Origin of the sequence: Chromohalobacter sp. HP20-39 (assembly GCF_033052815.1) — a bacterium.
In the GTDB taxonomy this organism is placed as follows: domain Bacteria; phylum Pseudomonadota; class Gammaproteobacteria; order Pseudomonadales; family Halomonadaceae; genus Chromohalobacter.
Window position 1 is genome coordinate 321799 of sequence record NZ_JAWHTP010000002.1, and the last position, 20173, is coordinate 341971.

General features: G+C 61.8%; 17 protein-coding genes. 9 read left to right on the forward strand and 8 right to left on the reverse strand.

Annotation, left to right across the window (positions count from 1 at the left end; translation table 11 throughout):
• Positions 1 to 51: 51 nt before the first annotated feature.
• Entirely contained in the window at positions 52 to 723 is a 672-nt protein-coding gene (rpiA, locus tag RVY79_RS05040; RefSeq protein WP_317462943.1) for a ribose-5-phosphate isomerase RpiA, read from the forward strand.
• Here rpiA and waaA read toward each other — a convergent pair.
• Genes waaA through RVY79_RS05055 form a run of 3 tightly spaced genes read right to left on the reverse strand, consistent with a single transcriptional unit; the run spans position 720 to position 4551 of the window.
• Positions 720 to 2012, reverse strand: a complete 1293-nt coding sequence (gene waaA / locus RVY79_RS05045; RefSeq protein WP_317462944.1) for a lipid IV(A) 3-deoxy-D-manno-octulosonic acid transferase — start codon at positions 2010 to 2012, stop codon at positions 720 to 722. The genes rpiA and waaA overlap by 4 nt on opposite strands.
• Before the next feature lie 6 nt (positions 2013 to 2018).
• Positions 2019 to 3449: a bifunctional D-glycero-beta-D-manno-heptose-7-phosphate kinase/D-glycero-beta-D-manno-heptose 1-phosphate adenylyltransferase HldE gene (gene hldE / locus RVY79_RS05050; RefSeq protein ID WP_317462945.1), complete on the reverse strand. Its 1431-nt coding sequence runs from the start codon at positions 3447 to 3449 to the stop codon at positions 2019 to 2021.
• Positions 3439 to 4551: a glycosyltransferase family 9 protein gene (locus RVY79_RS05055; RefSeq protein WP_317462946.1), complete on the reverse strand. Its 1113-nt coding sequence runs from the start codon at positions 4549 to 4551 to the stop codon at positions 3439 to 3441. The genes hldE and RVY79_RS05055 overlap by 11 nt, the downstream gene beginning before the upstream one ends.
• Between RVY79_RS05055 and RVY79_RS05060 the strand changes: the two genes are divergently transcribed.
• A complete protein-coding gene (locus tag RVY79_RS05060) occupies positions 4550 to 5254 on the forward strand; it encodes a 3-deoxy-D-manno-octulosonic acid kinase (RefSeq protein ID WP_317462947.1) in 705 nt (234 codons plus the stop codon). The two genes, RVY79_RS05055 and RVY79_RS05060, sit on opposite strands and share 2 nt — an antisense overlap.
• Here the strand turns inward: RVY79_RS05060 and RVY79_RS05065 are convergent.
• Positions 5236 to 6393, reverse strand: coding sequence for a glycosyltransferase family 4 protein (locus RVY79_RS05065; protein ID WP_317462948.1), 1158 nt, complete (start codon positions 6391 to 6393; stop codon positions 5236 to 5238). The two genes, RVY79_RS05060 and RVY79_RS05065, sit on opposite strands and share 19 nt — an antisense overlap.
• A 30-nt stretch (positions 6394 to 6423) precedes the next feature.
• Between RVY79_RS05065 and RVY79_RS05070 the strand changes: the two genes are divergently transcribed.
• From RVY79_RS05070 to RVY79_RS05080, 3 genes are all read left to right on the forward strand, one after another.
• The gene (locus RVY79_RS05070) at positions 6424 to 7503 is read left to right on the forward strand and encodes a glycosyltransferase family 9 protein (protein ID WP_317462949.1); all 1080 of its coding nucleotides are present in this window, start codon (positions 6424 to 6426) and stop codon (positions 7501 to 7503) included.
• Positions 7491 to 8246 (forward strand): glycosyltransferase family 2 protein, encoded by a 756-nt coding sequence (locus RVY79_RS05075; protein WP_317462950.1) that lies wholly within the window; start codon positions 7491 to 7493, stop codon positions 8244 to 8246. The genes RVY79_RS05070 and RVY79_RS05075 overlap by 13 nt, the downstream gene beginning before the upstream one ends.
• A 101-nt stretch (positions 8247 to 8347) precedes the next feature.
• Positions 8348 to 9919: a sulfatase-like hydrolase/transferase gene (locus RVY79_RS05080; protein ID WP_317462951.1), complete on the forward strand. Its 1572-nt coding sequence runs from the start codon at positions 8348 to 8350 to the stop codon at positions 9917 to 9919.
• On the opposite strand, the gene waaF is transcribed toward RVY79_RS05080, so the two are convergent.
• Positions 9912 to 10946, reverse strand: coding sequence for a lipopolysaccharide heptosyltransferase II (gene waaF / locus RVY79_RS05085; protein ID WP_317462952.1), 1035 nt, complete (start codon positions 10944 to 10946; stop codon positions 9912 to 9914). The genes RVY79_RS05080 and waaF overlap by 8 nt on opposite strands.
• Positions 10939 to 11895: an ADP-glyceromanno-heptose 6-epimerase gene (rfaD, locus tag RVY79_RS05090; RefSeq protein WP_317462953.1), complete on the reverse strand. Its 957-nt coding sequence runs from the start codon at positions 11893 to 11895 to the stop codon at positions 10939 to 10941. The genes waaF and rfaD overlap by 8 nt, the downstream gene beginning before the upstream one ends.
• Positions 11896 to 12022: 127 nt before the next feature.
• On the opposite strand from rfaD, the gene glyQ reads away from it, so the two are divergent.
• Positions 12023 to 12979 carry a glycine--tRNA ligase subunit alpha gene (glyQ, locus tag RVY79_RS05095; protein ID WP_317462954.1) on the forward strand — a complete coding sequence of 319 codons (957 nt, stop codon included), beginning with the start codon at positions 12023 to 12025 and terminating at the stop codon, positions 12977 to 12979.
• 2 nt (positions 12980 to 12981) lie between these two features.
• Positions 12982 to 15048 carry a glycine--tRNA ligase subunit beta gene (gene glyS / locus RVY79_RS05100; RefSeq protein ID WP_317462955.1) on the forward strand — a complete coding sequence of 689 codons (2067 nt, stop codon included), beginning with the start codon at positions 12982 to 12984 and terminating at the stop codon, positions 15046 to 15048.
• 181 nt (positions 15049 to 15229) lie between these two features.
• On the opposite strand, the gene RVY79_RS05105 is transcribed toward glyS, so the two are convergent.
• Positions 15230 to 15937 carry a zinc-binding dehydrogenase gene (locus tag RVY79_RS05105; RefSeq protein ID WP_317462956.1) on the reverse strand — a complete coding sequence of 236 codons (708 nt, stop codon included), beginning with the start codon at positions 15935 to 15937 and terminating at the stop codon, positions 15230 to 15232.
• A 43-nt stretch (positions 15938 to 15980) separates the two neighbouring features.
• Here RVY79_RS05105 and RVY79_RS05110 point away from each other — a divergent pair, with 43 nt between their 5' ends.
• Positions 15981 to 16778: a LysR family transcriptional regulator gene (locus RVY79_RS05110; protein WP_317462957.1), complete on the forward strand. Its 798-nt coding sequence runs from the start codon at positions 15981 to 15983 to the stop codon at positions 16776 to 16778.
• A 225-nt stretch (positions 16779 to 17003) separates the two neighbouring features.
• Positions 17004 to 17573, forward strand: coding sequence for a D-glycero-beta-D-manno-heptose 1,7-bisphosphate 7-phosphatase (gene gmhB / locus RVY79_RS05115; RefSeq protein WP_317463235.1), 570 nt, complete (start codon positions 17004 to 17006; stop codon positions 17571 to 17573).
• A 163-nt stretch (positions 17574 to 17736) separates the two neighbouring features.
• On the opposite strand, the gene gyrB is transcribed toward gmhB, so the two are convergent.
• On the reverse strand, positions 17737 to 20154 hold the full coding sequence (gene gyrB / locus RVY79_RS05120) for a DNA topoisomerase (ATP-hydrolyzing) subunit B (RefSeq protein WP_317462958.1): 2418 nt from the start codon (positions 20152 to 20154) through the stop codon (positions 17737 to 17739).
• Positions 20155 to 20173: the final 19 nt, after the last annotated feature.

Sequence of the window (20173 nt, forward strand, 5' to 3'; positions counted from 1 at the left end):
GCCGATACGTCTTCACAAGAACGTTTATACGAACGCCCATACGGACGCACCATGACCCAAGACGAACTCAAGCGCGCAGTGGCTGCCGCCGCCATCGAGGACATCAAGCCCTTGCTCGGCCGCGACACCATCATCGGCGTGGGCACCGGCTCCACCGCCAACTTCTTCGTGGACCTGCTGGCCAAGCTCAAGCACGACTTTCAAGGCGCGGTGGCAAGCTCGGACGCCACCACCGAGCGTCTGCGCGGCCACGGCATCGATGTTTTCGAGCTCAACCACGTGGGCACGGTGCCGGTTTATGTCGACGGCGCCGACGAGATCGATGCGCACTTCAATATGATCAAGGGCGGCGGCGCGGCGCTGACGCGCGAGAAGGTCGTCGCGGCCTGCGCCGAGCGTTTCGTGTGCATCGCCGATGTTTCCAAACACGTCGATGTGCTCGGCGGCTTTCCGCTGCCCATCGAGGTGATCCCCATGGCGCGCTCCTACGTGGCGCGCGAACTGGTCAAGCTGGGCATCACCCCGGTCTACCGCGACGGCGTGGTCACCGACAACGGCAACCAGATCCTCGACGGTTACGATTGCCTGTTTGAGGACCCCAAGGCCATGGAAGAACACCTCAACAATATCGTCGGCGTGGTCACCAACGGGCTCTTCGCCCAGCGCGGCGCCGATGTGTTGCTATTGGGGACGGATGAGGGCGTCGAGCGTCACACGCCCTAAGCGTATACGTCCGCCGGCAGGCGCGCCGCAATGCCTGCCAGCGTCTTTTCCAGCGCGCCGCGATTGGTGGCTACCACGGCTTCGCCCGCGGCGCCCAGTCGGCGGCGCTGGTCGGGATCGTTGGCAAGGGTCGCCAAGGCCTCTCCCAGGGCCTCGGCTGTGTCGATCTCGCACAGTGCCTTGGCCTCGCGCAGGGTCTCGGCGATATCCTGAAAGTTCGCCAGATGCGGCCCAGTGAGCACCGGCACGCCGAGCGCGGCGGGTTCGAGCAGGTTGTGTCCACCGATGGGCACCAGGCTGCCGCCCACGAAGGCAGCGTCCGCCGCGGCGTAGAAGCGCATCAGTTCGCCCATGGTGTCGCCCAGCAGGACGCTCGTCTCGGCTTCCACCGTCTCATCTTGCGAGCGCCGCGCGAGGCGCTCGCCGCGTGCTTCGCAAAGTTCGGCCACCGCCGAAAAGCGCTGCGGATGGCGCGGCACCAGCACCAGCAGCGCCTGAGGATGCGTGCGTCGCAGGCGGGCATGCGCGGCCAGTACTTGCTCGTCTTCGCCCTCATGGGTCGAGCCTGCCACCCACACGAACCGCACGCCCCATAGGGTATGTAAGCGCTCACCTTCATCGCGCAGCTCGGCATTGATGGGCAGATCGAACTTGATCGAGCCCACCACCTCGCCGCACGCGTCGGGTAATCCCAGCGCCGTGAAGCGTTCGAGATCCGCCGACGATTTGGCCGCCAGCCAACTGACCGCGCCCAGTGCGCCACGCAGCAATGGCGCCACCTTACGATAGCCCTGGAAGGCCTTGCCCGAGAGCCGGGCGTTGGCGACTACCACGGGCACGTGCTGGCGTTCACACGCTGCCAGCAGGTTGGGCCATAGCTCAGTCTCGACGATGATCGCCAGGCGCGGGCGCAAACGGGCGATGAAACGCCGCGCCGCGCCCGGAAAGTCCAGCGGCAGGAAGTAATGCGTGAGCGCGTACCGCTCGGCGGGAAACAGCGCCCGTACACGCTCGGCGCCGGTGGCGGTCATGGTGGTGACCACCAAGCGATGATCGGCGTGGCGTTCGGCCAAGGCTTCGATCAAGGGCCGTGCCGCCAGCACCTCGCCAACCGAGGCGGCATGTAGCCAGATCGTCGGCGGGCCATCCGCCGCGTCGGCGATCAAACCCAAGCGTTCCGCGCGTTTGTTAGTAAGCGCATGCTCACGCCACACCCGCCACCAGATCAGTGGCGAGAGCAGATACAACAGCGCGCTGTAGAGACCGCGTGCGACACCCGGTGCCATCATTGTGCCTTAGCCTTCACGATCGAGAATGGTGCCGATCATCGCGGTGGTGGAGACACCATCCTCGAAGTTGAGCACCCGGACCTCGCCGCCATCGGCGATGACCGCCTCACCGCCGGCGATGTCTTCGGGGCGGTAGTCGCCGCCCTTGACCAGCACGTCGGGCAACACCTCGGCGATCAAGCGTGCCGGGGTTTCCTCGGCGAAGGGCACTACCCAATCCACCGCACTCAAGCCCGCCAACACCTGCATGCGGCGTTCGAGGGCGTTGATCGGGCGCTTGGGGCCCTTGAGGCGCGCCACGGAAGCGTCGTCGTTGACGGCCACGATCAGCCGATCGCCCAGCCGCTTGGCCTGCTCGAGATAGGCCACGTGGCCGGCATGCAGGATATCGAAGCAACCGTTGGTCATCACCACGCGCTCGCCGCGCAGCTTGGCCGCGCGCACCGCATCGACCAACGCGCTTTCCTCGATGGGGCCGAATTCGGCGAGCTTGTCGCCATGCAGCGCCGTGTAGAGCTCGGCGATGGACAGCGTCGCGGTGCCCGGCTTGGCGACCACCAGCCCTGCTGCCAGGTTGGCGAGCATGATCGCTTCGGGATAGCCGTGGCCCGCCGCCAACGCCAGCCCCAGCACGCCGATGACGGTATCCCCGGCGCCGGTGACGTCATACACCTCGCGGGCATGCGTCGGCAGGTGCAGCGGCGCGTGGCCCTCGCGGATCAATGTCATGCCCTTCTCGCTGCGCGTGACCAGCAGCGCCTCGAGCTGCAACTCGGCGCGAAGCTGCTCGCCCTTCTCGGCGAGCGTGGCATCGTCGGGACACGGCCCGACGACCGCTTCGAACTCGCCCAGATTGGGGGTGATGATGCTCGCCCCGCGATACTTGTCGAAGGCATGTCCCTTGGGATCGACCAGCACACGCTTACCTGCCTGACGCGCGATGGCGATCAGCGTTTCGACGCGGTTGAGGCTGCCCTTGCCGTAGTCGGAGAGGATCATCACGTCGGCATCGGGCAACGCCGCCTCGACGCGCTCGGTCAGGCCTTGGGTGTCGATCTCCCACAGCGATTCCTCGAAGTCGAGGCGCAACAATTGCTGATTGCGGCTCATCACGCGCAGTTTGGTGATCGTGGGAATATCGGGGCTATGATGGAAGTGAGTGCTTACATTCGAGGCATCGAGACTCGCCTTGAGCAAAGCGGCGTTGTCATCCTCGCCGACCACGCCGGCCAGCGCGGCGTGTGCCCCTAGTGCGGCGATATTGAGCGCCACGTTGGCGGCGCCGCCGGGACGGTCTTCCGATTCACCGACCTTGACCACCGGCACCGGCGCTTCCGGCGAGATGCGCGAGGTGCCGCCATGCCAGTAGCGGTCGAGCATGACGTCACCCACCACCAGCAGGCGGGCCTGTTCGAGAACGGTCAGATCAAGCTTCATGGTCAGACTCCGAGCGGGGCGAAGCGGACGACGTGGCATCCAGCAAGGCATCGAATTGGACGATGACGTCGTCGGCACGGATCAGGCTCATGGCGTCGGGGTGACGCACACGCGTCCCCCACGGAATCGCCTCCGGTGACTTGTGCAGATAACGACGCACGGCATCGGGATAACGGTCGACCACGAAACGCCGCCAACAATAAGGCGCCGCGCGATCGGGATTAGTAGTGGCATAAAGCCCCAGCGTCGGCGTGCGTAAGGCGTTGGCCATGTGCACGGGGCCGGAATCGGGCGCGATCACCATGCGCGCGCGATCGAGCATGGCAAGCAGCCCCTTGAGCGAGGTGCCGCCGATGGCATCGATGACCGCCTCTTCCGTGCACAGGGCGCGAATGCGCGCGCCCATCTCCTGCTCCTGGACGCTGCCGCCTCCGGTCATTACCGTGCGCAGGCCGTGTTCTTGCCAGGCATACGCGATCACCGCCGCATAGCCCTCGGCGGACCAGTTGCGGAAATTGCGCAAGCGCGGATTAGCACAGGGGCTGATCACCACGTAAGGCGCCTCGCCGGTGACGCGCGCCGCCTCTTGGTAGGCGGATTCGGGAATCGCCAGGTCCCAGCGCAAGGGCTCGGCATCGACACGTTCCTCGCCGCCCAGCAAACGTGCAAAGTCGAGAAACGACTCCAATACGTGCGCATGGGGGTGTGGTGCCAACTGATGATGCGTGAACCAGTGCTGCCAGTCTTTGACGCGCGCCTTGTCGTAACCGATGCGCAGGTCCGTCTTGAGCCCCAGGGAGAGAACACTAGCGCGCAGTGCCTGCTGCATGTGCAGCAATACATCGAAGCGCGTATCACTCAGTTGGCGCCAGATCTGGCGCACGCCGGCCCAACCGGTGTCCTTGTCGTAGACGATGAACTCGACCCCCGAGAGGCCGGCCAGTAGACTGTGCTCGCCCTTGCCGATGATCCAGGTGATTCGGGCATCGGGCCATAGGCGCTGCAACACACGAATGGTCGGGACAAGGTTGCAGACATCGCCCAGCGCGGACAGTCGTAGCACACCAATATGCGCAGGGCGGACGGGCAGAGGATGCTTCATGCGGTTGGCAACATTCCAAACGGGACAGGCATTCATTCTATATGATGCCGATATTCTATGTGACGCCGGCCACAGGCCACAAATCGACCCGCAATGGTTGACTCCGGCCTTCTGGCGCGAGCGCGATGCGGTGCTCGGCGAAGCGCCGGGGCGCGGGGCGAGCCTGTTCGTCGCTTGCGGCGAGGAGCGCTGGGCGCTGCGCCCCTATCGGCGCGGCGGTCTGATCGCCCGGCTCAGCGACGCACGCTATGTGTGGACTGGGCTCGAGCGCACCCGCGCCTTTCGCGAGATGCGCCTGACCGCCGAACTCAAACAGCGTGGCCTGCCGGTACCCTCGCCGGTGGCCGCCGGCGTGTGGCGACACGGCCCGAGCTATACGGCCACGCTGATCACACGGCTGATCCCCGATGTCACTGCCCTGGCCGAGCGCCTACCGACGGCGACGCCCGACCTGCTGAAGCGAGTCGGGCATACCGTGCGCCGTTTTCACGACGCCGGGCTCGACCATGTCGACCTCAACGCCCGCAATCTGCTCGTCGACGCCCACGATCGCGTCTGGTTGATCGACTTCGACCGTTGCCGGTTGCGCTCCCCGGGGCGCTGGCAAGAGGGGAACCTGGCGCGGCTCGAGCGCTCGCTGATCAAGTTCGGCGCTCCCGACGCCATGGCCTCGGTTCGCCTCGGCTACGCGGCATCCGCGTAAATCTCGCACAGTCCGGTCACATGCCGGGCCAGCGTGAAGCGCGCGTTGACGAAGCGACAAGCGTTGGCGCCGAGGCGTTCACGCAGTACGGGAGCATCACGTAGCTCGCCGAGCCTCATCGCCCAGTCCGACGGATCCTGCGGATCGGCGAGCCGGCCGTTCTCGGTGCCAACCAGTTCCGGAATCGCGCCGCTGTCAGCACCTACTACGGCCTTGCTCGCCGCCATCGCCTCGATCACCGTCAACCCGAAGGCCTCGTTGCGCGACGGCACGCAGACGATATCCACCACCTCGAAGAGCCGCGCCAGGTCACGCCGAAACCCGGTGAACGTGACACGTGTGTCCAATCCCCTCTCACTGACCTGCTGACGCAGGGAAGCAATGAACGTCGGGTTGCCGCCCTCGTCCGCCTCCAGACCGCCGATCAGCACCAGATGCGATTGCGTATCGCCGGCGTCGCACAGGCGAGTAAAGGCATCCAGCAGAACTTGCTGACCCTTGCCGGGGGTCAAGCGGCCGGGCAGGGCCATCGCCACCACCTCGCGCGGAATGCCCAAGGCGTCACGTAGCGCCTGGCGCTCAGTAGCGTCAAGCTGGGGAACAAACTCCGCTGTGTCGATGCCCAGATACAGTCGGGTGATCCGCGACGCGGGCAGCGGAAAGGCCTGGCGATTGCGCAAAAGCGTTGCCTCGCTAATCGACAGCACACGATCGACATGCCGGTAGACCCAGCGATGGTAAGGATCATGCTTGGACCGCGTGGCCCCCATGTGATCGGTGAAGATCAAGCGTAGTTCAGGGCATAGACACTTGAGCAATGCCCCGAGACGTAGATCACTCGACTTGTGGCAATGCACGACGCGGATGCCACGGCGGCGCAGCCAGCGCACCAGCATCGGAAGTTGCCACAGCGCGCGCGTGGGTGAGCGCACACTACGCACTTCGAGCGCGCCACTCTCAGCCAGCGTGTGGGCCACTCGCGTTCCCTCGAGCGCCAGGGCGTAGGCATGCCACCCCTGACGAGCCAGCTCGGGTATAATGCGCGCAGGATACATTTCCAGCCCGCCCCAGCCGCGGGATAAACAGATATGCAAGACCTTGTGCTGCAAGGCAAGCTCCTCGGACAATGTTCGACTCACGCGTCGACGCCACCGGGCACAGGAGACTCGATGACCCAGTCGCGCCCAAAGCGCATCCTCGTGGTACGCAACGACAAGCTCGGCGACTTCATGCTCGCCTGGCCGGCCCTGGCCTGCCTGAAGAGTGCCCATCCCGGCAACCATGTTGCCGTGCTGGTGCCCACCTATACGGCGCCCTTGGCGCATGCCTGCCCGTGGGTCGATGAGGTGATTCTCGACCCGGGCGGCGTCGCGCCGCGCCACCAGCAGAAAGACGTGCTCAGGCAGCTTCGCGCCGGGAAGTTCGACGCCTTACTGACGCTATTCTCCACGCCACGCATCGGCTGGCTAGGGTGGCGTGCCGGTATTTCCTTGCGCATGGCGCCCGCCACCAAGTGGGCTCAAATATTTTACAACTTCCGCATTAAACAGCGTAGGTCACGATCGCAAAAACCCGAATACATCTACAATCAGGACCTGTCCGCCGCTCTACTGCAGACCCTTGGTCAGGACGTGCCGACGCTGACGCCGCCTTACTGGCCGCTGCCCGATGCAACGCGCGACGCGCAGCGTCAACGTCTGAGCGATGAATTGAGCCTTCCTCCATCACGTCCGTGGTGGTTCCTGCATCCTGGCAATGGTGGATCAGCGGTCAATCTCAGCGTGGCACAATACGCGGACTTGGCTCAGGCACTGAGTGCCCGCCTCTCCACTCCACCGAAGTGGGTGCTTACTTACGGCCCCAACGAGGAGGCCGTCGCCCAACACCTGGTGGACACACTCAATGCACGCGAGGTCGATGCGGTACTCATGCCACCGCGCGCCAGCCTGACCGATTTCGCCAAGACCCTGGCCGCCGCCGATGTCTTCGTCGCCGGTTCGACGGGGCCCTTGCACATCGCCGGGGCGCTCAACCGACCCACGATCGGCTTCTACCCCGCCAAGCGTTCGGCCACGCCGCTGCGCTGGCAAACCTGCAATGCCGAGACACGCCGCCTGGCCTTCAGCCCCCCTGCCGACGATGCCTCCGCCAGCGATATGTCGCGTATCGACATCGCGATGGTGGCACGCCAAATCGCCGACACCTGGCCAACACCAACGGCCACCGAGGAAACGCCATGCAACCACTGACTGGAATCGTCATTACCCTCAATGAGCAAGCCAACATCGCCGACTGCGTGCGTTCTCTGTCACGCGTCTGCGACGAGGTCATCGTCGTCGATTCGCTGAGTAGCGATGACACCGTGGCCATCGCCGAGGCCGAGGGTGCGCGGGTGATCTCGCAAGCCTATCTCGGCGATGGGCCTCAGAAGGCACACGGCGTGCCGTTCGCCAAGAATGACTGGATCTTGGCCCTGGACGCCGACGAACGCCTCGACGACGATGCCGTGACCCTGATCGAGTCGCTCACCCTCGACGATCCACAGACTGCCTATAGTTTCCGACGCAAGAACTACGTGGCCCGCCACTGGATTCGCGCTGCGGGGTTCTATCCAGACTCGGTGGTACGCCTATACAACCGCACCACCGCCGGCTACCTGCCCAAGAAGGCGCATTCCTCGGTCGAGGCGCCCAACGTCGAGGCCACCACCGCACACCTGCAGCATTTCACCTATGCGAACATGTCGCACTGGATTCAGCGTATCGATGCGCTCTCCAGCCGCGATGCCTGGGCGATGAAGGAACGTGGGGTGCGCCCTTCGCGACTGCAGCCAACGCTACATGCCGCCAACGCCATGCTGCGCAAGCTGGTCTTCAAGGGTGGCATGTTCCAGGGAATGGATGGCATGACGGTCGCTGTGACCACGGCGTTTCATGCCTATATGAAGTACGCCAAACTCAACGAGCTCCACGAACTCGAACGCAACGCATAACGAACACGATACGTGGACCAGGAAGGTCTCACGCATTAGACACGGCATTGCCATACACTTGTCATAATGGCTCATGCCAACGCGAGCAGGGACGACCAACGATGAAGATACCTAGCGTCTCCACAAGATGGTCAGCGCTCACTTACATAGGCTTGTGCCTGGGTTATACCTTCTCCACGCTGGCCGTTGTCAGCCACTGGTTCATGCTCCCCGTGGCGGCCTTGTGGGTCACCATCGCCTGGCGTTTCCGCTGGGGGCACCCCGATCAACGTTCGAGCACGAGACGCATCTGGCCGTGGTCACTCATTCCACTCGCCTTGTGGTGGGTATACCTGTATCTCGATGACAGTTTCGGCAAGCTCGACCTTGGCGCGGTGATTTTCCACCTGCAGGCCGGCATGGCCGAGCATGGCGGTCAACGCCGGGTATTTGCGGCATTCGTCTTCACTTTCTGCGGACTTCTCATGCTAGCCGCCGTGACCTATCTGGTGCGTCATGATCATCGCTGGCGGCTCTGGGAACGGGTCGCGACAATCTTCCTGTTGGCCTTCAATCCGTTGTTATTCGGCCTGTCGCAACGCGGGGCCTCGGTCGTCACCGAGGGGCACTGGTTGCGTGATCACTATCGGTCGCCGGAGATCGTTGCCACCCCGGAAACACGCCCCAACCTCATCTATCTCTATCTGGAGAGCACCGAGCGCACCTACGCCGACCGCGACAAGTTCGGCGACGCCTACGAGGATCTCACTGCGCTGGGTAAGCGCGGCATCGTCTTCGAGGGGCTCAAGCAACTCGACAATACCGGTTGGACGACTGCTGGCATGGTCGCCACGCAATGCGGCGTGCCGCTCATCCCCGCTGGCTTGATGCATGACAATCAGTTCGAACCGCTCGATGCGGTCTTGCCACACACTCAGTGCATGGGCGACTTGCTTTCCGCTCAAGGGTACCATCTCACCTACATGGGCGGTGCCAGCACCCGCTTCGCGGGCAAGAAAGTCTTCTATGAGGGGCACGGCTTCGATACCGTTCTGGGCCGCGATGAGCTGGAGGATGACGTCACCCCGCCCGACTACCTCAATGACTGGGGGCTCTACGACGACACCCTGCTCAACATGGTCACCGAGCGCATCCGCAAGCTCGCCGAGGATGACAATCATCAGCCCTATGCCATGTTCGCCCTGACCCTGGCCGCGCACCCGCCCTTCGGTAACCCGGCCCGGGCCTGCCGTAAGAATCAGGGTGAATTCGACGGTGTCGACATCCTGTATTCGGTGAAATGCACCGGCTGGCTGGTACGCCGCTTCCTGAAACGGCTCGACCGCGAGGGCCTGCTCGACAATACCCTGGTGATCATCTCCAGCGACCACCTGAGCATGAAGAATTCGCAATGGCCGCAGCTGGTCGACGCCAAGCGCGAAAACACCTTCATGATGCTCGGCAAGGGCATTCCTGCCGGGAAGCGCATCCGACGTCGAGCCTCGATGGTGGATGTCTACCCGACGGTGCTTGAAGCCATGGGATTCAAGCTGGATTCACGCGCCGCCGGTCTGGGGCGCTCGCTCTTCGCCGAGGCCCCTACGCTGGTCGAAAAATACGGCCTCGAAACCATCAACGATCACATGGCGGAGGAAGACGCCCTGCAATCCTACATGTGGAAGGGCGTCAATTGAGCGCCGATTGACGGATCGCCGCCAGCAGCCGTGCCGGCTCGAGATGACGCAGACAGTTAGTGTGTCCCAATGGACAGTCACGCGCGAAGCATGGCGAGCAAGACAGCTCGAGATCGTGAATCTCGGCATTCTCGGTCAGAGGCGGCGTGTAGGCTGGCGAGGATGACCCGTATATGGCTTGCACCCGCGTGCCCACCGCCGCTGCCACGTGCATCAGTCCCGAGTCGTTGGTGACCACTTGCTTGCAATCGGCGAGCAAATCCACCACCTCGGTGAGCTTGGTACGCCCGCAGAGATTATGCACGCCCTCCAGCGCCTGGCTGATCGTCTCGCCCGCCTCGGCGTCTTTGGGGCCACCCATCACCCGTACTTCGAAGCCCTCGGCCACCAGACGTTCCGCCAGGGTGCGGAAATGCGCCAGCGGCCACTGCTTGGACGGTCCAAACTCGGCGCCGGGCATCATGCCAATGGCGGGCCTATCCGAGAGCCCCAAGGTCTCGCGCAGATGCTGCTGCTTGTCGGCATCCACCTCGAGGCGCGGTGCGGGTATCGCAAAGCCCCCACCCTGGGCCTCGTCTTCGGGCAGGCCCAGCGAAACAAAACGCTTAACGGTTTGATTCAGCACGCTCTTGTCGAGTTGACGGCGCGCGTTGAGCACCACGTAGCGCTGCTCACCATGGAACCCCAGGCGCTCAGGGATGCGGGCCAGGAACGGCACCAGTGCCGATTTCCAGGAACGCGGCAACACGATCGCCCGGTCGAAGCGGCCCTTCAGCATGCGCGCCACGTCGCGCCGCGTGGTCCAGCCGAATTCGCCGTGCTTGACGTCTAACGCGACGGTTTCGTCGACCTCGGGCATGCGCGCCAGGATCGGCAACGACCAGCCCGGGGCCAGCACCCCGAGGTAGGCATCCGGATAGCGCGCCTTGAGCGTCATGAACAGGCTCTGCGCCATGACCATGTCGCCGACCCAGGAAGGACCGACGACGAGTAGCCGTGGAGCAGCGGTAACGATGTCGTCAGCCATTCAACCAATCCAGGTAGGCGCTGACGCCTTCACGCACGGTCTTGAATTCCGCCGGATAACCCGCCTCACGCAGGCGCGAGATATCCGCACGGGTGTAGCTCTGATAGCGCCCCTTGAGCTCCTCGGGAAAGGCGATGTAGTCGATCTTGCCAGTCTGATAATAATCGATCACCGTCTCGGCGATGGCCTTGAACGGTTCGGCGCGGCCGGTGCCCAGATTGAAGATACCCGACACTTCGGGATTGTCGAGGCACCATAGATTGACGTCGACCACGTCACCGACATAGATGAAGTCGCGGCTTTGCATGCCGGCTTCATAGCCTTCCCAGGCACCGAACAGCCGGGGGTTCTCGCCACGTTTCACCTGGTTGTGATGGTGATAGGCGACGCTGGCCATCTTGCCCTTGTGCTGCTCGCGCGGACCATAGACGTTGAAGTAGCGGAAACCCACCACCTGAGCCTCGAACTCCTCCCAGTGGACGCGCACGTACTGATCGAACAGCAGCTTGGAATAGCCGTACACGTTGAGCGGCTTCTCATGCTCCGGCGCCTCCACGAACACCTCGCTACCGCCGTAGGTCGCCGCCGATGACGCATACAGAAAGGGAATACGCTTGTGCTGGCAGAAGTGCAGCAGCACCTTGGAGTACTCGAAGTTGTTCTCGAGCATGAACTTGCCGTCCCACTCGGTGGTATCCGAACAGGCCCCTTCGTGGAAGATGGCCTCGATCGGCGGCAAGGCGCTCGGCTCACCACGCAGTTCGGCCTTCACACGCGCCAGGAAGTCATCCTTGTCGAGATAATCACCCAGCGTGCAGTCGGCGAGATTGACGAACTTGGTGCCGTCGGAGAGGTCGTCGACCACGAGCACATCCTCGTGGCCGCGTGCATTGAGAGCCTTCACTAGATTGGCGCCGATGAACCCGGCACCGCCCGTCACTACGATCATGTCGTCGATTCCTTCAAGTCGTGCACCCACGCGGGAAGCGTGCTTTTCGTCACGGTGCCTATAACCGATTAACCGCTAATTGTATACTTGGCAGTTCGTGAATTCATGGGCCAACGGTACTTCACCAATGACACAGTCGACGCCAGACGTGAAAACCTTCCAGGGCCTGATCCTTGCCCTGCAACAGTACTGGGCCGAACAGGGCTGCGTAATCATGCAACCCCTGGACATGGAAGTCGGAGCCGGCACTTTTCATCCCGCGACCTTCCTGCGCTCCATCGGCCCCGAGACCTGGAATGCCGCCTACGTGCAGCCATCGCGCCGTCCCACCGACGGGCGCTACGGCGAAAACCCCAATCGCTTGCAGCACTACTATCAGTTCCAGGTGGTGATGAAGCCCTCTCCCCTGGAACTGCAGGCACTGTACCTGGGCTCGCTCGAGCGTCTCGGCATCGACCCGCAGGTCCACGACATTCGCTTCGTCGAAGACAACTGGGAATCGCCTACCCTAGGTGCCTGGGGCCTGGGTTGGGAAGTCTGGCTCAACGGTATGGAAGTGACCCAGTTCACCTACTTCCAGCAGGCCGGCGGTATCGAATGCTATCCGGTCACCGGCGAGCTTACCTACGGCCTGGAACGCATCGCCATGTACCTGCAGGATGTCGATAGCGTCTACGACCTAGTATGGACCTACGCCCCCGATGGTTCATCCGTCACCTACGGCGATGTCTACCTGCAGAACGAACGCGAACAGTCGGCTTACAATTTCGAACACGCCGATGTCGACTATCAGTTCTCCGCCTTCGACCACAGCGAAGGCGAATGCCAAAAGCTGCTCGACGCGGGTTTGCCCCTGCCCGCCTACGAGCACGTGCTCAAGGCATCGCATACTTTCAACCTGCTCGACGCCCGGCACGCCATCTCGGTCACCGAGCGTCAGCGCTACATCCTGCGTGTGCGCACCATGGCCCGTGACGTCGCCCACGCCTACTTCGAATCGCGCAAGGCAGCCGGGTTCCCCATGGCCCCCGAGACCATCCGCCAGGAGCTGCTGAGCCGAGAAAGCAACGAGGGAGACGCGTAAGAATGGCATCCAACACCCTACTGGTCGAACTCGGCGTCGAGGAGCTTCCGCCAGGCGCCATCGAATCCCTCGCCCATGCCCTGCGCGACGGCATCGCAAATGGCCTCGCCGAGGCCGAGGTTCCCTTCGAAGCGGCGCGTGCCCACGCCACGCCACGCCGTCTGGCGGTCAGCATCCAGGCGCTTGGCGATAAGCAGCCGGATCGCGAGATCGAACGCCGAGGCCCCGCCCTGGCCGCCGCCTTCAAGGATGGCGAGCCCACCAAGGCCGCGGAAGGCTTCGCGCGCTCCTGCGGCGTCGAGGTCACGGACCTGATCCATCTGGAAACCGACAAGGGCACATGGCTCGGCTATCGCTACCAGGAATCGGGGGAATCCACCACGGCATTGCTGCCAGCTATCCTCGAGCGTGCCGTCAACGCCCTGCCGGTGCCCAAGAACATGCGCTGGGGCGCCTCTCGGCTCGAGTTTTCTCGCCCCGTGCACTGGCTAGTCATGCTCTACGGCCAGGATGTGGTACCCGCCGAGGTACTCGGCCTCGAGACCGGCCGCATCACCCGAGGGCATCGCTTCCATGCCCCGCAGGCCATCGAGCTGGCGCACGCCGACGACTACCTCAACGTGCTCGAAAATGCCTTCGTACTGGCCGATAACGACCGCCGGCGTGAGCGCATCCGCGAGCAAGTGCTTGCCGAGGCCGAGGTCAACGATGCCACGGCGGTGATCGACGACGACCTCCTCGACGAGGTCAACGGCCTGGTCGAATGGCCGGTGGCGCTGACTGGTAGCTTCGACGAACGCTTCCTTGAAGTGCCCGCCGAGTGCCTGGTCTCATCGATGAAGGCCAACCAGAAGTACTTCCACCTGCTCGACGCCGAGGGCCAACTCAAGCCGGCCTTCATCACCGTCTCCAATATCGAGAGCCGCGATCCGCAGCAGGTCATCGAAGGCAACGAGAAAGTCATCCGCCCGCGCCTGGCCGATGCCGCTTTCTTCTACGATACCGACCGCAAGCAGACATTGGCCTCACGGCGCGACGCGTTGAATAGCGTGGTTTTCCAGAAGGCGCTGGGCACACTGGGCGACAAGGCGCGGCGCATGGAGACTATCGCCGCATTCATTGCCGGTCGGATAGGCGGCGACGTCGACCATGCAATGCGTGCCGCACAGCTCGCCAAGTGCGACCTGGTCACCGAGATGGTGCTGGAATTCCCCGAACTCCAGGGCATCATGGGCACCTACTACGCTCGTCAGGACGGCGAGCCTGGAGAGGTCGCACAAGCACTTCACGAGCAGTATCTGCCGCGTTTCGCCAGCGACGACGTGCCCAAGACGCAGACCGGCTTGGCCTTGGCACTGGCCGACCGCCTGGATACGTTGACCGGCATCTTCGGTATCGGCCAGCGGCCCACGGGCACCAAGGACCCCTTCGCCCTGCGCCGTGCCGCCATCGGTGTGCTCAACATCCTGATCAAGGGTGAGCTCGACCTCGATTTACGCGAGTTACTCGAACTCGCTGCCGCTCAGCATATCGAGCTACCCAAGCCTGACGGCCTGATCGACGATGTGCTCGACTACATGCTCGATCGCTTCCGCGCCTGGACCCAGGACGAAGGCATCGCCGTTGAGGTTTACCTGGCGGTGCGCTCTCGCCCGGTCACGCGGCCGCTCGATTTCGCTCGCCGGGTCCGAGCCGTGCATGCCTTCAGCCAACGGGAGGAGGCCGCAGCACTGGCTGCGGCCAACAAGCGTGTCTCGAATATACTCGCCAAGCAACAGCACGACGGTACTACCTCCGTGGATGCTTCTCTGCTGCAAGCCATAGCTGAGAAGACGCTGAGCGAAGCACTCGAACAGTGCCATCAAGCGGTGCGTCCGTTGCTCGATGCTGCTCGCTACAGTGAAGCACTGGATGTTCTGGCGCGCCTGCGCGGCCCCGTCGACGCGTTCTTCGACGATGTCATGGTCATGGCCGAGGACGATGCCGTGCGCCGCAACCGCCTTGCCTTGCTAGCCAGCCTCCAGGCCCTGTTCCTGGAAGTCGCGGATATCGCTCAGTTGCAGCAATAACCAACCGGCACGCGTTGCAATCGAAAAGGGTGGCCCTACCAGCCACCCTTTTTTGTTTCACGTGGAACAAATGACCACCGGTATTTCGTTCTTATACATCAGCCCTTCCCCTGCATTCACCGACTAGAAATGTTTCACGTGAAACACAGCGTCCAGATTTGGCGCCAAGGATTCTCTTCCCTCATAGCTCATAGCTCAAAGATTGTTTCACGTGAAACCCTCCTCCATCATCACAACACTCATCCATCGCCACCACGACCTTACCGAGATTCTTAGGTCGATGTACCAGCGCCTGCTGGATGTCTCCAGGAGAAAAGGTCTCAGCAATGCTCGGCCTCATTTCGTGTGCTTGCATGAATGCCAACAATTCCTCGAATTGGCGCCGACTGCCCACACTGACACCTTCCAGACGCAGCAGCCCCTTCAACAATGGGCCCACCAAATCACCTTGTACATGGTTATCATCAAGAAAACCAACAACAGCCACGCGACCACCAGTGGCCATCGACGGCAACACCAGTGACATCAGGGTATCGCCCCCGGCAACATCAACCGCGAGGTCGACGCCCCTCCCCCGGGTAAACCGCATTATGCTTTCCAGACGAGTGGCGCTATCACCGGGCCCGATCACAACGTCGGCCCCGCGCTGTTGCAACTCTGTCGCCAAATGCTGCCGTGACGTCAGCACAATAGGACGCGCACCCGCGTGAGCAGCCAACTCCAGCGCCATCAATGAGACATTGCCAGTACCTTCGATCAGTACGAATTGACCCTCGAGTGCTAAAATATCGCCCAGTGCATGCCACGCCGTCACTCCGGAAATCGCCAGACTAGCTGCCTCCTTCATGCTCCACCCATACGGCACCGGAAGTAATGCACTGGCCGGCATGATGATCTCCTCCGCCAGCCAGCCATCCACAGGCCCGCCAATCTTGCTGTCATGGAAAAAGGACTGGAAGGCGCCATCCAGCCAGGCCGCTCGTCATTTGCACCTCTCGACCAGCGCCATCAGCCGACGTATCGACAGTCTGGAACAGCGTCTTGACGTACGTCTGCTACACCGCTCCACTCGCCTTGTCGCGCTGACGGCGGAAGGCAGTCAGTATCTAAGCGAGATACTGCCGGCGCTCGATTCCCTAGCAATGGCGGGAGATCGACTGGTGGAGGGTAGACAACTGATACGTGGCGATATCCGCGCCGTTTTCCCGGTCAACTACGGTCGCCTGTATATCGCGCCCCATCTTGCCGAGTTCCTCCGGCGTCATCCGCACGTTCGACTGGAAGCGATTTTCGATGACAGCTTCAATGATATTTCTGGCGAAAGTCTCGACCTGGCGATTCGCATCGGCCAGCTGGAAGATTCACGACTAGTCGCCCGACGCATAGCCACCGACAGTCGCGTATTGGTAGCATCCACCGGCTATCTAGATAGATACGGCTTACCGGCCCACCCCACCGACCTTCTACACCACAATTGCCTACACTATACTCGCTTCCGCAGCCCTCAGCGCTGGCGCTTCCAACGCGGTGAGGAGAATCTGTCGATTGCTGTCGATGGCAATCTACGCGCTGACTATGGCTTGGCGCTGACCAACGGCAGGTTGTGTGAAGTACTGAACGAATGGTCGCTGCCGGAAATAGGGGTATATGCTGTGACGCCATCCCGAGAGGTGCCTGCACGCGTCAAGGCACTGGTGGACTTTCTAGCCGAGTCGCTTCCCGATGCTTGAATGTGTCCTCCAGGAGACTCGGCCCAGGTACTTGTTTCACGTGGAACACAGCGTCCAGATTTGGCGCCAAGGGCTCTCTCCCTCGTAGCTCGTAGCTCGTAGCTCGTAGCTCGTAGCTCGTAGCTCGTAGTTCAAAGATTGTTCCACGTGAAACATGGCGTGCTTTTGCAGTCGGTGCCTTTAGCCACGATAATTGGCGTCAGTTTTTTTGCTAGCCGAGACCCCATGACTCAACTCGTCATCCTCGACCGAGACGGCGTCATCAATCAGGATTCCGATGACTATGTGAAATCGCTCGATGAGTTTATCCCCTACCCTCAGGCCATCGAGGCCATTGCGCGCCTATCGCAAGCCGGTTGGACAGTAGCAGTGGCCACCAATCAATCGGGCATCGCCCGCGGCTATTTCGATGTAGCCACCCTCGAGGCGATGCATGCCAGGATGCAAGAACTGGTGAGCGCTGCCGGCGGCAACATCGCCTATATTACCTACTGCCCGCATGGGCCGGATGATGATTGCTCTTGCCGCAAGCCTTTGACAGGGCTGCTGGAACGCATACGCGATGCAGCCGGGCTGGAAACGCTTGAAGGCAGCTGGATGGTGGGCGACAGCCTGCGTGACCTACAAGCCGGCAATGCTGTGAGCTGCCAAAGTGCGCTGGTGCGTACAGGCAAGGGAAGGCGCACCGAGTTAAAGGGCGCAGGCCTCGATCATGTACGCATCTTTGACGACCTTGCCACCTTCACCGATTGGCTTCTCTCTAGCGAGCAAAAGGCGCCTAGCCATTCACCCTGACGACGCGCTCGCGCACACCGCTCCCTCTGCCCACAAAAAAAGCTGGCAACATCTTGGTGACGCTGCCAGCTCTCCTCTTGTGCGTAAGCACCTGATCATCGAATGCTAGGGGCACTTCATTGTGAATGTTCCACGTGAAACATTCTCTTGCCCGATGCCTTTGCTATATATCCAGATTGGCGACCAGTGCGTTGCGCTCGATAAAGTCACGGCGCGGCTCAACCTCATCACCCATCAGGGTGTTGAACATCATGTCGGAGGCCACGGCATCCTCGATGGAAACACGCAACATACGGCGAGAAGAGGGGTCCATGGTGGTTTCCCATAGCTGCTCGGGATTCATCTCGCCCAAGCCCTTGTAGCGCTGCACACTCAAGCCACGCTGAGCTTCGCTCATCAGCCACTCGAGCGCCTCGTAGAAGGTATCCACAGAACGCTGACGCTCACCGCGAGCCACATAGGACCCTTCTTCGAGCAGGCCGTCCAACGTCTCGCCCAATGCGGTCATTGCGCGGTAGTCGGCACTGCGGAAGAAATCGACGCCCCACACGTAGTCGGTCGTCACCCCATGCGCCGTCAGTGCTACGCAGGGTAGAAAAACATCGCGCTCGGTATCTTCCTGGAGGTGGAAGGTATAACGCGGGCCACCCTCATAGACGATGAGATCGTCCATTTCCTTTTGCAGATGGTCGATCCAGTTCTGCATGGTGACACGATCCTTGAGGCTCTCGCTCTCGAGTTTCGCGGTATGCACGATCTTGCGCAGCACCAGATTGGGATAGACCCGAGACAGGCGATCGATACGCCGCATGACATCACGATATTCGTTGACCAGGGCCTCGAGATTTTCGTTGGCGATACCCGGTGCATCGGCATTGACGTATAGCCGAGCGCCATCCAGCGCCGTTGTGGTCAAATAGTCCGTCAGCGCCTGTTCATCCTTGAGATAGGTTTCCTGCTTGCCGCGCTTGATCTTGTAAAGCGGCGGCTGAGCGATGAACACATGGCCGCGTTCGATCAACTCCGGCATCTGCCGGAAGAAGAACGTCAACAACAACGTGCGGATGTGCGAGCCGTCGACGTCGGCATCGGTCATGATGATGATCGAATGGTAGCGCAACTTATCAGGATTGAACTCTTCGCGCCCGATGCCGCACCCCAGCGCTGTGATCAGCGTACCAACCTCCACCGAAGACAGCATCTTGTCAAAGCGCGCCTTCTCGACGTTCAGAATCTTGCCCTTGAGCGGCAGAATCGCCTGGGTGCGACGATCGCGGCCCTGCTTAGCGCTGCCACCGGCCGAATCACCCTCGACCAGGTAAAGTTCCGACAGGCTAGGATCCTTTTCCTGGCAGTCAGCCAGCTTACCTGGTAGCCCGGCGATATCCAGCGCACCCTTGCGGCGTGTCATATCCCGCGCCTTGCGTGCTGCCTCGCGAGCACGAGCTGCCTCAAGCATCTTGTTGACGATGGCCTTGGCTTCGTTGGGCCGCTCTACGAGATAATCCCCCAACTGACGTCCCATCTCCTGCTCGACCGCTGTCTTGACCTCGGACGACACCAACTTATCCTTGGTCTGGGACGAGAACTTGGGATCGGGCACCTTAACCGAGACGATGGCCGTCAACCCTTCCCGCGCATCGTCACCGGCCGTATTTACCTTGGCTTTTTTCAGCAGCCCTTCGGTCTCGATGTAATGATTGAGCGTACGCGTCAAGGCCGCACGAAAACCGGCCAGGTGTGTCCCACCATCGCTCTGCGGAATGTTGTTGGTGTAGCAGAAGATATTTTCGGAGAAGGTATCGTTCCACTGCATCGCCATTTCGACGCCGATACCGTCTTCGCGTTGCGTTTCGAAGTGGAAAACCGGGTTCAGCGTCGTCTTATTGGTATTAAGATGATCGACGAAGGCGCGTAGCCCACCTTCATAGTGAAACAGTTCTTCCGCGCCCGAGCGCTCGTCGAGCAAGCGGATCGCGACACCGGAGTTGAGGAACGAAAGCTCACGCAGACGCTTGGCCAGAATATCGTAGTGGAACTCGATATTAGCGAAGGTTTCGGTCGACGGCTTGAAATTGACCTGGGTGCCACTCTGCTCGGTTTTACCTACCACGCTGAGAGGTGAGTCAGGCACACCGTGATGATAAATTTGCTCGTAGACTTGGCCAGCCCTCCACACCGTCAGCTTGAGCTCTTCGGAAAGCGCATTGACGACGGATACACCGACGCCATGGAGTCCGCCCGACACCTTGTAGGAGTTGTCATCGAACTTGCCGCCGGCATGCAGCACCGTCATGATGACTTCTGCCGCCGAGACGTTTTCCCCTGTATGGAGATCAGTCGGAATGCCGCGCCCATTGTCGCTGACGGTGACGGACTCATCGGGGTGGATCACCACGCGAATCTCGCTGCAGTGTCCCGCGAGCGCTTCATCGATGGAGTTATCCACCAGTTCGAAGACCATATGATGCAGGCCCGTGCCGTCATCGGTGTCGCCGATATACATGCCGGGGCGCTTGCGTACCGCATCCAGACCCTTTAGGACCTTGATGCTCGATGAGTCGTAAGCTTGTTCGCTCATTGCCTACTCCGTCGTGAAG